At 56.5% G+C, this 13,583-nt stretch carries 9 protein-coding genes, 1 tRNA gene and 1 pseudogene; 5 read left to right on the top strand and 6 right to left on the bottom strand.

What is annotated here, in order from left to right:
* Positions 1 to 58 precede the first annotated feature (58 nt).
* Positions 59 to 946, top strand: a complete 888-nt coding sequence (gene galU / locus AC1RTQ_RS17870; RefSeq protein WP_492877686.1) for a UTP--glucose-1-phosphate uridylyltransferase GalU — start codon at positions 59 to 61, stop codon at positions 944 to 946.
* Positions 947 to 1,017: 71 nt separating this feature from the next.
* Here galU and AC1RTQ_RS17875 read toward each other — a convergent pair whose 3' ends face one another.
* The 3 genes from AC1RTQ_RS17875 to cysM all read right to left on the bottom strand — a co-directional run bounded on the left by AC1RTQ_RS17875 (position 1,018) and on the right by cysM (position 3,040).
* Positions 1,018 to 1,245, bottom strand: a complete 228-nt coding sequence (locus tag AC1RTQ_RS17875; protein WP_003052800.1) for a sulfurtransferase TusA family protein — start codon at positions 1,243 to 1,245, stop codon at positions 1,018 to 1,020.
* 68 nt (positions 1,246 to 1,313) lie between these two features.
* Positions 1,314 to 1,937: an NUDIX domain-containing protein gene (locus AC1RTQ_RS17880; RefSeq protein WP_302089646.1), complete on the bottom strand. Its 624-nt coding sequence runs from the start codon at positions 1,935 to 1,937 to the stop codon at positions 1,314 to 1,316.
* A gap of 197 nt (positions 1,938 to 2,134) precedes the next feature.
* Positions 2,135 to 3,040 carry a cysteine synthase CysM gene (cysM, locus tag AC1RTQ_RS17885; protein WP_492877689.1) on the bottom strand — a complete coding sequence of 302 codons (906 nt, stop codon included), beginning with the start codon at positions 3,038 to 3,040 and terminating at the stop codon, positions 2,135 to 2,137.
* A 40-nt stretch (positions 3,041 to 3,080) separates the two neighbouring features.
* Here cysM and AC1RTQ_RS17890 point away from each other — a divergent pair.
* Positions 3,081 to 3,165 (top strand) — tRNA-Leu (locus AC1RTQ_RS17890).
* Positions 3,166 to 3,427: 262 nt separating this feature from the next.
* Here AC1RTQ_RS17890 and AC1RTQ_RS17895 read toward each other — a convergent pair.
* Positions 3,428 to 3,668, bottom strand: a pseudogene (locus AC1RTQ_RS17895) (transposase); the annotation flags it as partial.
* Between the two features lie 630 nt (positions 3,669 to 4,298).
* Here AC1RTQ_RS17895 and AC1RTQ_RS17900 point away from each other — a divergent pair.
* The gene (locus tag AC1RTQ_RS17900) at positions 4,299 to 8,951 is read left to right on the top strand and encodes an autotransporter domain-containing protein (RefSeq protein WP_492877691.1); all 4,653 of its coding nucleotides are present in this window, start codon (positions 4,299 to 4,301) and stop codon (positions 8,949 to 8,951) included.
* Between the two features lie 217 nt (positions 8,952 to 9,168).
* Here AC1RTQ_RS17900 and AC1RTQ_RS17905 read toward each other — a convergent pair whose 3' ends face one another.
* A complete protein-coding gene (locus AC1RTQ_RS17905) occupies positions 9,169 to 9,936 on the bottom strand; it encodes a LuxR C-terminal-related transcriptional regulator (protein WP_492877693.1) in 768 nt (255 codons plus the stop codon).
* 578 nt (positions 9,937 to 10,514) lie between these two features.
* Between AC1RTQ_RS17905 and AC1RTQ_RS17910 the strand changes: the two genes are divergently transcribed.
* Together AC1RTQ_RS17910 and AC1RTQ_RS17915 are read left to right on the top strand one after the other, a co-directional pair.
* The gene (locus tag AC1RTQ_RS17910) at positions 10,515 to 11,138 is read left to right on the top strand and encodes a hypothetical protein (protein WP_232538001.1); all 624 of its coding nucleotides are present in this window, start codon (positions 10,515 to 10,517) and stop codon (positions 11,136 to 11,138) included.
* Positions 11,139 to 11,214: 76 nt separating this feature from the next.
* Positions 11,215 to 11,949, top strand: coding sequence for a hypothetical protein (locus AC1RTQ_RS17915; RefSeq protein WP_492877695.1), 735 nt, complete (start codon positions 11,215 to 11,217; stop codon positions 11,947 to 11,949).
* Between the two features lie 1,253 nt (positions 11,950 to 13,202).
* On the opposite strand, the gene AC1RTQ_RS17920 is transcribed toward AC1RTQ_RS17915, so the two are convergent.
* On the bottom strand, positions 13,203 to 13,421 hold the full coding sequence (locus AC1RTQ_RS17920) for a hypothetical protein (RefSeq protein WP_492877697.1): 219 nt from the start codon (positions 13,419 to 13,421) through the stop codon (positions 13,203 to 13,205).
* Between the last annotated feature and the right edge of the window lie 162 nt (positions 13,422 to 13,583).

The following is a 13,583-nucleotide window of genomic DNA, read 5'->3' on the forward strand; positions in this document are numbered from 1 at the left end:
CCCCAGCGTGGGCTGCACCAAATGCAAGCCTCAGGAAAATGGAATGGAGAGAGTTTCTATGAGCAATCAAACCCGCGTCCGCAAAGCCGTGTTCCCTGTTGCAGGCCTGGGCACCCGTTTTCTGCCAGCCACCAAGGCTTCACCCAAGGAAATGCTGCCTGTGGTGGACAAGCCGCTGATCCAGTACGCCGTGGAAGAGGCGTACGAGGCAGGCATCCGCGACATGGTCTTTGTCACCGGCCGCAGCAAGCGAGCCATCGAAGACCATTTCGACACCTCCTACGAACTCGAAAACGAGCTGGAGAATGCCGGCAAGCAAGCCATGCTGGACTTGGTGCGCAGCGTCAGCCCTGCCGATATGAACTGCCTGTTCGTGCGCCAGCCCCGCTCCCTGGGCCTGGGACATGCCGTGCTGTGCGCAGAGCCGCTGGTGGGGAACGAGCCCTTCGCCGTGATTCTGGCCGACGACCTGATGACCGGAGAGAGCGGCGGCCCCGGCGTGATGGCGCAGATGACGGCCGCCTTCCAGAAGCAAGGCCGCTCGCTGCTGGCCGTGCAGGAAGTGCCGCTGGAGCACACCAAGCGCTACGGCATCGTCAAGGGCGAGCCCGCTGGCGGACCGCTGATGCGTATCGACGAGATCGTGGAAAAGCCCGCTCCCGAAAAAGCCCCGTCGCGCATGGGCGTGGCCGGCCGCTATGTACTGACCCCCGCCATCTTCGAGCAGATCCGCAACCAGCCCCTGGGCGTGGGCGGAGAGATACAGCTGACTGATGCCATAGAGCGCCTGATGCAGCACGAGGCCGTCTACGCCTTCCAGTACGCCGGCAAGCGCTATGACTGCGGCAGCAAGGAAGGCTTTTTGCAGGCCACGGTAGAGCTGGCGCTGCAGCATCCCGAAGTGGGAGACAGCTTTCGCGAATACCTCAAAAGCTTGAGCCTCTGAGTCTGACCGCCCAAGCTCCTGAGGACAAAAGGCCTGCAAATGCAGGCCTTTGTTGCGTCAACCAATGGTTTTCAACGTCGGCGCAGGATATGGATGAATTCATCACCCACCGTCTGCTGCTCGACCAGCTCATTGCCGGTCTGCTTGGCAAAGGCCTGGAAGTCCCGGATGGAGCCGGTATCCGTGGCCACGACCTTGAGCAACTGGCCACTTTGCATGGCAGCCAGTGCTTTCTTGGCCTTGAGAATGGGCAGCGGACAGTTCAGGCCGCGGGTGTCAACTTCTTGGTCTACGTGCATGGGTTGGATTCCTCGTCAGCGCCGATTGTAGAAAAACCGTGCGCTGGCAGCACCAGCGCGGTCTTTGCTCAAACCAGAGCCGGGGCCACCGTAAAGCGAGGGTCATCGGCCCAGCGTCGCACGGGCCATTTTGCGGGGTCAGGCTCGGAGTTCTGACCGGGACGGAAAGCGCCAAAGCGTGGCTCAAAGCCTTTTTGCTTGATCCACTCGGCCAGAGCGTAGCCCGTGCCCGCAGGCCAGCACAGTGACTCCTCGGCCGTCTGCCAGCGGTATTCCAGCAGCTCGGGCGAGAGCCTCACATCCTCTGGCCGGCCCTGCACGCGTACATGGTAGGCAATCAACACCTGATTCATGCGCAGAAACTCCGAGCAACACAGCAGACGCAGCGCCTTCACACGTAGCCCCGTCTCTTCGAGAACCTCGCGACAGATACCGGCTTCTGGCGATTCACCGGCTTCCATGAAGCCCGTAATCAGGCCGAAAACGCCCTCTTGCCACAGTGCATTGCGCGCCAGCAACACCCGGCCATCATCACCCTCCACCACAGCCGCCAGCACCGGCGTGGGATTGCCCCAATGCGTGAACCCGCAACTGGGGCAGCGCAGACGCTGTACCTCGCCGCTGTCCTCGCTGGCCACAATCCATTGCAGCTCGGTCGCGCAGTTGGAACAAAAGCGGACTTCATAAGCCATGAGGCTCTCCGTATTCTTCACGACTTACGCAAAACGGGTTCATGCGAAGCGACTGTCTCAGAAGGCAGGCCGCCGTTGCGTTCTTGTTTGCGTAAGTCCTATGCTTGATATTGATAGCAGTCAGCGCTTGATGGACAAGCGCTGACTGTCATTTAGAGCTTTGACTCGCTTTTGCGCTATCACGCAAAAGACATAGCTCATGCCGGGAACACGCCCGTAGAAAGGTAGCGATCACCACGGTCGCACACCACAAACACGATGGTGGCGTTCTGCTCGCGCTTGGCGATCTCTTGGGCCACCCACAGTGCACCGGCTGCCGAGATGCCCGCAAAGATGCCCTCTTCGCGCGCCATGCGGCGGGCCATGTCTTCGGCATCGTCCTGGGTCACATAGACCAGTTCGTCGACCAGCGAAGCGTCATAGATCTTGGGCAGATACTCCTCGGGCCACTTGCGGATGCCAGGAATGCGCGATCCCTCGGAAGGCTGAGCGCCGATGATCTTGATGTTCGGGTTCTTTTCCTTGAGGAACCTGGCCACGCCGGTAATGGTTCCGGTAGTGCCCATGGCACTCACAAAGTGGGTGATCTCGCCACCGGTCTGCTCCCACAGCTCCGGCCCTGTCGTTTCATAGTGAGCCCTGGGATTGTCGGGGTTGGCAAACTGATCCAGCAGCACACCCTTGCCCTGCGACACCATCTGGTCGGCCAGATCGCGCGCATATTCCATGCCGCCGCTCTTGGGCGTCAGAATCAGCTCGGCACCGTAGGCCTTCATGGTCTGTGCGCGCTCAATGGACAGGTCCTCGGGCATGATCAGAATCATGCGATAGCCCTTGATGGCTGCAGCCATGGCCAAGGCAATGCCGGTGTTGCCCGACGTTGCCTCGATCAGTGCGTCGCCGGGCTTGATCTCGCCACGCTCTTCAGCACGCTGGATCATGGACAGCGCAGGCCGGTCCTTGACGGAGCCAGCCGGGTTGTTGCCTTCGAGCTTGCCCAGCACTACGTTTGCACGTTCACGGTTTGCATCCGCGCCGATGCGTTGCAATGCCACCAGCGGCGTGTGACCGATAGCATGTTCGATGGTCGAATAAGTTTTCATGTCCAATACTGTGCCATAATTCGCGTCTGCGCTAAGCGAAGCCCGGGTGGTGAAATTGGTAGACGCAGGGGACTCAAAATCCCCCGCCGCAAGGCGTGCCGGTTCGATTCCGGCCCCGGGCACCACATGCAAAAAAGCCGTTAAGTTCCAAAGACTTAACGGCTTTTTCATTGGCCGCAATGCTCCCCCCGCAAATTGCGATTTGGCGCATCTCAAAAAAACGATTGGCGCAAAGACCATTTCGCAATTGGGTTGAAGCCCCTCTCTTTCATTGGCCGGGGCTCCACCTCATTCCCCAAGGTGCAAGTGTCAAAGTCGCTTGCGGGCACGCCGCCCCATGCGTTGATGGCGTTTTTCATGCGCACCTGAAGCTGCACAAGCTCATTGCGAGTGAACCAAGCCCAAGGCCTGACGCAAAGGCGAATTGAACAGGCAATTGATGGTCAGGCAAAACTGCGAGGGCAGCATCTGAGAAGGTCTTGTTGCGCCCAGGCTTTGTGCCTGGAGCGGCCAACCATTGCATGTCCTTATCCAGCCAGATGCTCAAATCACCTCGGGCCTTCAAGGCTGCGTTGTACGACTTCCAGCTTGTGGTGCGGCAAGCGCTGCTGGCTCCTGCTCGATTCACTCATCCGACGATGGCTATCGCAGTTGAGTGCTGGAGTGATGCAACCACGCCGACTTCCTCGTGAAGTCGATAGCTCACTTCATTGGCAGGCCAATCAGATCGATTCTCAAAGGTAACGAGATCCACATTCGCCAGCCCCCAAGGGGCAGGAAGCAAAGACAAGCACTTGCATAGCTTTGCGTAGATTTCAGAAGGACTTTCGTCGAAGTCGAAAACTCTGCAAACTCTGACAACGTTATGCGTATTTTGCATTTGATCCGCTACCGGACATTCATTCTGCCCGGATAGGCCGAGTGGATTCCGAAACTCAATCTACGCTTTTCTCCCACGCTTTTTGCTCTGGTATCTGCAGGCAATTACCGCTCGGCACACACACCATTGAGGTGCAGCACAGTCGCGCAACGATTCATGCAATGCCTTCTCCGAATTTGGATCGCTGAATCAGGGGGCCGGAACGAGAAACCTCTTCTGTCAGGCCGGCGCGAACTGGGCCTTGGGGCTTCGAGCGCCTTGCAGGCTTCTGACAATACGATCACCCGTAACTAGCAGTAACTAGTACGCATGTCCTATAACGATCGAATCAGGCCTCCTAGCATAAGGACGGATCGCCAACAGAGCCATCCGGAACTAATGTACAAGCCACCAATATCTAGACGAATATTCACGCTCCAAGCTACTCGACTCCATACTTTAGCTAAATCAAGGCTAGCTCTTCTCGCCCAGTCAGTTGCCGCAATTGCTCTGAACCAAGCTCTTTTCGCAAGCAAAGCACTCGCCCAGCCTTTTGATTTTGATCAGGTCATCAGCACCGATCAATCGAGCACTGTTGTGCTATCCAAGCCTGGTACGACCCTGCATGTCGAATCCGGTGTCACCGTGTCTGCTCCTGGATCCTCAAGCGATGGGATCGTGGGGCTAGGCGGCACGTGGATCATCACAAATGATGGATCCATCAAAGCTCCAAACATAGCAATTGCGCTGTACGGCCCTGGCAGTGGCGTCATCAATAACAACCTGATTTCGGGTGGCTACGGGATTCGCAGCTTTTCGGATCTGACGGTCCGGAACAATGCTGGTGGTGTGATTCACTCAACCAATGGCGCTGGCGTCATGGCGGCAAGGTCGCTGACGCTGAACAATGCTGGCACGATTTCAGGGGTCACCGCTGTCGGCGGATATCTTCAACATGGCAGCTTTGGGGCGGACATCACGAACAGCGGCACCCTCGACGGGATACATGACGGCATCAAGGTGACGGGTAGCTCCTCTCTGGTCTCTACGAATACGATCCGCAATCTGAATGGAGGGCAGATTCTTGCCACTTCGCCTTCTTTTGGATACGCCATCTCTCTCCTGCACGGGGTGAGCACCGTTGTGAACGATGCTGACGCCATCATTCGTGGTGGAGTCAACGGTATCCATGGAAGTGATTTCTATACCATGGTTGATGTCAACAACGCTGGGCGCATCGAAGGGACGGCAGGCACCGGGATCTTCTCGTATGGCGGCGGCAAAATAGAAAACCAGGCGGGTGCAGAGATCGTCGGCCTGGGTGGCGTCGCTTACGTGCGCAGCCTCTATGGCGAGGTGAATCTGACAAACGCGGGCTCCATCAGGGGAACAGCGACGAGTTTCACGGGCGGCAATCGCGTAGGTGCTGGCAACGGCGCCGGTGTTTACGTGGGTGGCACCACGGTTGGAACCATTGACAACCTCGCGACCGGTCTCATTCAAGGCGGCGCCTACGGTATCTATACCGGACAGGCAGTCGCGGCTGGCGATGCAGGTCCGATGTTCATCACCAATGCCGGGGAAATCACAGGTGCCACCGGAATTTCTGTGAATGGAGCTCTGGCAAACATCCACAATTACGGCACCATCACTGGAATCGATGGAACTGCGATCAGCTTTGAGCAGACTGAAGCGCACGCCAACACGCTGGCGCTCGACACCGGATCCGTGCTCAACGGAGCGGTGCTGGGTGGGGCCGGGCACGACGCTCTGAATCTATACGGGAACGGAAGCGAAGACATCTCGAAGTTTCAAAACTTCGAGCGCTTGACGATGCATGGGTCAAACTGGGCACTCAACGGAAATGGAAACTTCTCCGCCGGGACGAACATCTATTACGGACACCTTGAGGTCAACGGCACGTTGACCACTCCTACGGTCGATGTGAGCCATGGGTCCTCGCTAGGAGGCAACGGCACGATTGTCGGCAACCTGACCAACGAGGGCCAACTCTCGCCCGGCACCAGCTCCTCCGCCGGAGCACTCACGATTGACGGCGATCTGGCACTGACGGGAAGCTCCGTGCTGAATTACCAGCTGGGCGAGGCTGGAATGGCCGGCGGTGCCCTCAACGATCTGATCAATGTCAGCGGCGATCTCACTCTCGGCGGGACGTTGAACGTCAGCTCGTCTCTAGGGAGCCTATTTGGTGCGGGTGTCTACCGGATCATCAACTATGGCGGCAGCCTGACCGACAACGGGCTTGCTCTAGGCGAGATGCCAGCGGGCAGCACCAATACCATTCAGACATCGGTCGGAGGTCAGGTCAACCTGATCAACACGACGGGGCCAGCGCTGAGCTTCTGGGACGGAAACGCCGGCCCGAAGGGCAACGGCGTCATCGATGGCGGCAACGGCTCGTGGCAAGGATCGGGGGGAAACAACAACTGGACCGAGGCATCGGGTGTCCTGAACGGCAGTTACTCCGAGGGTTCCTACGCAGTATTTGCGGGCAAGGCCGGCGCGGTGACGGTCGACAATGGCTTCGGATACGTTGCCGTCGCAGGCATGCAGTTCGCTTCCGACGGATACAAGATTGAGGGCGGTCAGATCACGCTTTTGAGCGGCGAGGCCTCGATCCGCGTTGGCGACGGCAGCCAGGAAGGCGCTGGGTTCGCTGCGGAAATCGCATCGGAGCTGACAGGGGCTGGTTCGCTTGCGAAGACAGACGCCGGCACGCTGATCTTGAGCGGCGCGAACACCTATACAGGTGGCACCTCAATCAAGGGCGGAATACTGCAGGTTAGCTCCGATGCCAATCTCGGCGTTTCGACAGGCGGGCTAACGCTCGAAGGCGGGGCGCTGCGGACGACGTCGAGCTTCGACACCTCTCGTGCACTCTCTCTTCTATCGACCGCGCTTGTGGAAGTCGCCGATGCGACGACGCTTGGGCTTTCCGGCGCGGTCACGGGGCCTGGCGATCTGTTGAAGGATGGAACCGGAACACTGATCCTCGGCGGCCAGAACAGCTATGGCAACACGCTCATCCAAACTGGCACTCTCATTGGCAACGCTGGCTCGATCTCGGGTGACGTCGGCAACGCCGGCACCCTCGTCTTCGATCAAAGCGCGGACGGTCGCTTCGCGGGCAACATCGTGGGCCTTTCGGACTCGAAGGGAACCGTGGTCAAGACCGGTATGGGCTCTCTTGTCCTGGAGGGAACGTCGACGCTGGACTGGACCATCAATGATGGAAAGATCGTCTCCGAGGCAGAACGCTTCGGCGGCAATGTCGAAATTGCCTCCTCCGGAACGATGTCGTTCGAGCAAACCGCAAATGCGGTTTATAGCGGCACGATCTCCGGAAAGGGTACGTTGGAGAAGACCGGCGCAGGCGCAACGGTACTGTCTGGTGACAGCTCGGCGTTCGGCGGTCTCACAGCCATCAATGCCGGTACGCTGTTCGTCGACGGCAAACTCGGTGGCACGCTTGGCGTCGCAGACAGCGGTACGCTTTCCGGGAATGGAACTGTCGGCAGCACCGTTGTTGAAGCGGGCGGCACGCTGTCGCCTGGCAAGGCTCTGCCGGGTCCGACCCCCAACGGGGATTCTGCGATGGGCATCCTGACCGTAGAGGGCGACCTCACGTTCAAGGACGGATCCACCTTCGCCGTGGATATGTCGCTGGAAAACGCCGATCGCGTTGATGTTGTGGGGCAGGCCAATATCGCGGGCGGCTCGGTTTCGGTGCAGAAGGCCGGAGGTGTATACCTTCCTGGAACCCGCTGGACCATCCTGAACGCCAGCGACGGGGTCGCCGGCTCGTTCACGTCGATCACGGAGAACCTGCCCTATGTCGGCCTGACACTCGGTTACGACGTCAACAATGTCTATCTCGATATCAAGCGCAACGACACCGCCTTTTGCCTGTCCGGGTTCACCTTCAACAAGTGCTCGACGGCCAATGGCGCTGAGAGCCTCGGCGAGCGTAATGCCCTTTACGACGTGATCGCATCGCAGGGCGACGGGGCTGCCGCCGCGTATGCGCTCGATCAGTTGTCTGGCGAAATCCATGCGTCTGCCAGGACCGCCATGATCGACGATAGCCGCTATGTTCGCGAGGCCATGAACGATCGCCTTCGTGGCGCATTTGGCTCAATCGGTGGTGTTCCAGCTCAAGGCTATGGCGGCTCTGCGCCTACGCCATCCTTTGCGCCTTCCGGCTGGATGCAGGGCTTCGGGGCGAAGCGTACATTTGCGTCGGATGGGAATGCCGCTCGAATGTCGCAATCCACGGGTGGTTTTTTCACCGGGTTCGACGGTGCTATCGGCGAGAACTGGCGGGTGGGCGTACTCGGCGGCTACAGCCGGACGAACTTCGCCGTTGATGGGAGGTTTTCGTTGGGCACGATCGACAATTATCATGTTGGCGCCTATGCGGGCACTCAATGGAGAAACCTCTCCTTGCGCACCGGTGCAGCCTACACGCGGCACGATATCTCGACCAACCGCTCAGTCGTCTTCCCCGGGTTTACCGATCGGCTGACCGCTCACTACAGCGGCCAGACCGCCCAGATCTTCGGCGAACTGGGCTACCGTATCCATCTCGGCGAAACTGCGCTCGGAAACGTCTTGCTGGAGCCGTTCGCCAATCTTGCCCATGTTCACGTATCGAGCGCGGGTTTCAACGAGCAGGGTGGGATCGCAGCCCTGTCTGGAAAGTCTGGCAGTTCCGACCGGACATTTACGACACTCGGCCTTCGTGGACAGACGGATTTCGAGCTGGACAATGGGATGAAGGTCACCGCTCGTGGAGCCGTCGGTTGGCGCCGAGCTGCCAAGAAAGCGCCGCCCCAGGCAAAGCTCAACTTCGCCGGTGGAGCCGTGTTCGACATTGCTGGCGTTCCAATGGCTCGGGATTCCCTAGTGCTGGAAGCTGGCTTCGACGCCAAGGTTTCCAAGTCGATGACGATCGGGACGTCCTATGTGGGGCAGATCTCTGGCTCCCAGAAGGCGCACGGCTTCAAGGCCAGTCTCCGCTGGAAGTTCTAGAAACACGAAGCCGGGGCATTGCCCCGGCTTTTCATCCTGCTGCGTCGAGCTCAGCAGCCTGCTACTACCGTACTGTTCATATTTCCCGGGCCTTGTTAGTCGAAGACTCATCCTGACTTCCTGTCCGTACGTCCTCACTGTTAAACATCATTTCAATATTCGATGTCAGACAGATTATTTTTTCATGTAAGACCTCGAACACAGCCAACAGCAGTATTCAAATAACTCCTATCAGGATTGCACATCTGACGGCTTGCGCTCTGGTTCTTACTTGCATTTTTCCGTAAATATTTTTTATATGCGTTGACACAGTCAAAGGGCTTATTTGCAAGCAGGATGCAACCTCGAGAGAGCTTTTTCCTTGAGCTATCAATTTCAATATTTCCACTTCTCTTTCAGTCAGCGAATCAAATATCTTGTTTTTGAAGATACTTTCCTCAGGCAAAGTGGCCTTGAATATTTTTGGAATGATTTTCTTCGCCACGACTGGAGATATAGCCGCTCCGCCATTGGCCACCTCCAGCACAGCTTGCGAGTAACTTCCAAACCATGAATTTTTTACCAGATATCCAACAGCGCCTCTTTTAAGAGCATTCATTGCCACATCTTCGTTTTCACTTGCAGAAATTGCAATGCTCAGCACGTCAGGCCTCTTTATTTGGATCGATTCCAGCAACTCGACCCCTTGACCTTCACCAATAGACAGGTCGATGAGGAGCACATCGAACTCTTCCCAAAAGACGTTCTTACGAGCCTCTCTGTAGCTGCAGGCCTGCCCGACCAGAAGAGTGCGCGGGTCACGCATGAGCTCCTGCGAGATCACATTCCTGACATGGCTGTCTTCGTCAACCAGAAAGACTCGCACCGGCTGGTTCTGCTGCCCCTTCATGTCGGACGGCCACATGCGCCCAAAGACTGTAGATGTGACTTCTGCACTGCCTGCATCATCAAACCGTGAGCTCATAAATGCGTCGGATAGATACATGTGACACTCCATTTGATGAGTCTATTACTTAGGAATCCCGCGAAAAATATAATTCCTCCCATTGAAAATCCACAAAAAACAAATAAAGAATAATAAGGTTTAAATTTTTACAAATTAATACTGAAATACAAGGTATTAACTTATTTTCATCATAGAAATAGATGTAAACCCTTTATTTTTGAAACAATGGATAGATAAAATAAAATGAAATATAGATTACATTTTTTAGCATTGCAAGAATTTTCCAACAGGCACTATTTTTTCAATAGCACGTCATTCACAAACCACAACAAATAAATCATTTTTTTCATCATTTAAAATTTTTCAAAAATCTCTTTGAATTGGGTATTACTGTTTCTCCGTCGTTTTCTGAAACTGCCTTCACCGAAAGCAGTTTTGGAACGTAACAAAGCACTTCAGAACTTGTTGACGGTTAACACTGGCCTTTGCGAAATTGCATCGGTCTTTCGCTCACACACTCTCAGTTGTCTGAGAACTCGCTATTCAAAGGAATGATCATGAAAAAGTCTCTGATTGCCATGGCGGTTATTGCGTTGGCTGGTGTTGCATCTGCTGCTGTGAGCAGCTCAAGCATTGCAGCCACAAACACGACGTCGAGTGCATCGTCTGCCACGCTGTCGGGAGCTGCCAGCTCGGGCAACGGAAGTGCGCTGAGCATGAATAGTGCAACCTCCGGTGCAACGTCGAATGCAAACGCAGCTGGCGGTGCGATCGGCGCAGGCGGTTTTGGCATCGGTGGGGCAGCTGTCGACGGTAGCGCAACTACTTTTGGTAATGTGAAGAGCCTTTCCGCAACCACCGGCAACGGTGTTGCGGGCGGCGTAGCGGCTACCAATGCCAATGCGGGCTCGGCTGCTGCGGCCGGCTATAACGCTGGACCCGTCAACGGTACGGCCTTCGGCGGCGCTTCCTCTCAGACCGCAAATGTTGCTGCAACTGGCGCAGGCCCTGGCGGCGGCCTGGCCTACGTCAACAACAATGCGGGCACCACCTCTGGCTACAACGCCACATCGGGAGCCATTTCCTCACCTTGGGGCTCGTTGACCAACACCACATCGAACGCAGGCTCTGTGGGTACCGTCCACCAGAACGCCGGCTCCTGGGGTAACGCTGGCTACTTCTCCAACGGTGGTGGCACCTCCGGCACTGCTGGTGCAGGCTCTACTGCCAATGCCAACTAAGGCAGCTGTCCCAAGATAGTTGTGTTTGTCCCGGGTCTGGCTGCCTGGCCGGGCTCGGGCAACATAGGAGCAAAGCATGAAATTCTCACTAGCTCTGTTAAGTCTTTGCGTTCCTTTGTGCAGTTATGCGCAAAGTGCCGACAGCAGCGCGCAAAGCTCCTCTAGCTCCTCTTCCGTGGGGGCGCAACAGAATCAGTCGGTCACCATTGTCAATCCGGTCGTTGCCCCGGCGGAAAGTCGATCTGTATCCACGATGGACAGCAGATCCACTTCAACCTCCGATCAAAACATAACAACGAACGGCACGACCACTCAGAACCTGAACAGCACTGTGTCCGGGACATCCAAGAACATTGTGGAGTACACAGGCACTTACACCATGAAGAACGTTCCCAGCGTGAACGGCCCCAACCTCACGACCAGCAATGACACCTGCATGGGCAGCAGCAGCGGCAGTGCCAACGGCCCAGGCTTTGGCGTGAGCTTCGGCACCACCTGGACGGACGAGCATTGCAAGCGCCTGAAAATGAGCCGTGAGCTCTGGAACAAGGGCATGAAGGCCGCCTCGCTGGCAATGGACTGCATGGATCCCGCCGCTCGCGTGGCACTGGAGATCACGGGTTCGAAATGCCCGCAATCCATGACAGTAGAAGAGCGCCGCAACAACTACGGGCCGGATGCTTCGGCACAAGGTAGTCCCGCTTCAGCGCCCACAGAGGTTCAGTCAAGTTTGGCACCTGAAGTCACTCGTCCCTCGCTTGTAACATCTGTGATGGAAGATCCACGTACAGCACAGCTGTACGACAATTAGTGGGCGTGATTCCTAATCTAGGAGGCCGCTATGGGCAAGACTCTAGCTCTTTTAGCGATTGCACTATGCTGCGCTTCGTCTTTGGCGGCTCCCGACTCCAGGGCCATCAATGAACCGTTGAGCATTCAACGCCAGATCTTCGGAAGTGGCGAGCAAGGTGCAGCAGGCTCGCAGCAAGCCGAACCAGTAGGCGACTATGGCGTCTGGCATGTGCCGCAGTACCTGCCTGGCTACCCTACTGCGGCAACTATCTGGCCCCGCGCTATCCCTGTGAAATGCAGGGACAGGCAGTGCGAAGGCTATGTGATTACCCCGCAGATGGGGCCGGGTGAGTACCTGTTTTTCGTGCCTACAAGTGAGTAGGCTGGTCAAAAGCGAACAGGGCTAAAGCACTTCATTGGCGCTGACAGCAACTCACCTAACAAGGGCGGGCTTCAACCCGCCCTTGTTGATTTTTGCGCTTCAAATACGCAGCCACTCCGCACTGATCGGCACCAAGCACAGTACCCGCTGACAAAGCGACTCAGCTTGGCCCCTCCCATGTCGACATCATGGGCGCAACGCGTTTTTTGTCCAAAGGAACGCCACGACAATTTTTTGCGCCTAAATATCGAATACAATCCGCATCCCTCCAGGGCGAGCGCTGGGAATTGAAATACCCACAGCAGGGCGTTCCGGTCCAATCCGGCACTGCATACCCAAGCCAAGAAGGCAGCTTCGCTCCATCCAGCCTTCCGTTCTCCACGCGAAAAGCCGGCGCATATCAATTACGCCACAGCCGCATGCCTTTCCCTTGCCGGGATAAGGCAGGATCTCTCTTGCTCGCTCATTTTTTCGAAATTGCACAGTCACTGTGCATAACTTTGCACAATCTGGTGCGGCCCCATATCTTGCAATGCCAGGCTTGGCACCGGCAGCATCGCCCCATCTGGCAAACATCCATTCGCTTCAGTCCTTAGCACATAGCAGGTCACCAGGGTCATTTCTCTCTGAAAAATGCCTTTTGAGCATCGCTGTACTTGTACTGTCAACGAGATCCCTTGCTGTCAATCCGAGCAACCCTGGCTTGAGTCAAGGCACAAAAAAAGCGCTGTCCATGACAGCGCCTTTTTCCACAGATCGTGTGGACATTATTGTGGATATCCGGTGAAATCCTGGTGATAACAACTCACAAGCCCTTGTACTTGCGGGTTGAAAGGTAGGTTGCCTCCAAATCAGGCAATTGCAACCAAAGGGTTAACCCTTGATGATTTTCAGAGCTGACGCCGGATCACCATACGCCCCGAATCAGTGATATGCCAGTGCTTTTCTGCGTCCTGCTCCACCAGCCCCCGCTCCAGCAGACGCCTGGAGAGATACTCCTTGGCAGCAGACCACAAGGAGACATCCTCGCCCAGCTCCAGCTTCTTGAGCGTTTCCAATTCATCGACCGTAGGTTCATACACAGGTGCGCGATAGACTGCGGTTTGCATGGTGACTTCTCCTAAGCTCGTGCGATGACTGGCCGCTTCGGCTCCGAAGCGCCTGAGATCCAAGATAAACCTGTCATCAGCGACGCGCAATAGTTACCCACCGGCTTTACCTTTATTCACCCGAGCTATACCCCACCCTCACAGAGTTGGCAGCCTGGCAAC

This window comes from Comamonas sp. GW821-FHT11H03, from assembly GCF_058807955.1.

Excerpts from the sequence above, each read along its gene's own strand:
- galU (WP_492877686.1), top strand. The coding sequence starts at position 59 with ATGAGCAATCAAACCCGCGTCCGCAAAGCCGTGTTCCCTGTTGCAGGC.
- AC1RTQ_RS17875 (WP_003052800.1), bottom strand. The coding sequence starts at position 1,245 with ATGCACGTAGACCAAGAAGTTGACACCCGCGGCCTGAACTGTCCGCTG.
- AC1RTQ_RS17880 (WP_302089646.1), bottom strand. The coding sequence starts at position 1,937 with ATGGCTTATGAAGTCCGCTTTTGTTCCAACTGCGCGACCGAGCTGCAA.
- cysM (WP_492877689.1), bottom strand. The coding sequence starts at position 3,040 with ATGAAAACTTATTCGACCATCGAACATGCTATCGGTCACACGCCGCTG.
- AC1RTQ_RS17900 (WP_492877691.1), top strand. The coding sequence starts at position 4,299 with ATGTACAAGCCACCAATATCTAGACGAATATTCACGCTCCAAGCTACT.
- AC1RTQ_RS17905 (WP_492877693.1), bottom strand. The coding sequence starts at position 9,936 with ATGTATCTATCCGACGCATTTATGAGCTCACGGTTTGATGATGCAGGC.
- AC1RTQ_RS17915 (WP_492877695.1), top strand. The coding sequence starts at position 11,215 with ATGAAATTCTCACTAGCTCTGTTAAGTCTTTGCGTTCCTTTGTGCAGT.
- AC1RTQ_RS17920 (WP_492877697.1), bottom strand. The coding sequence starts at position 13,421 with ATGCAAACCGCAGTCTATCGCGCACCTGTGTATGAACCTACGGTCGAT.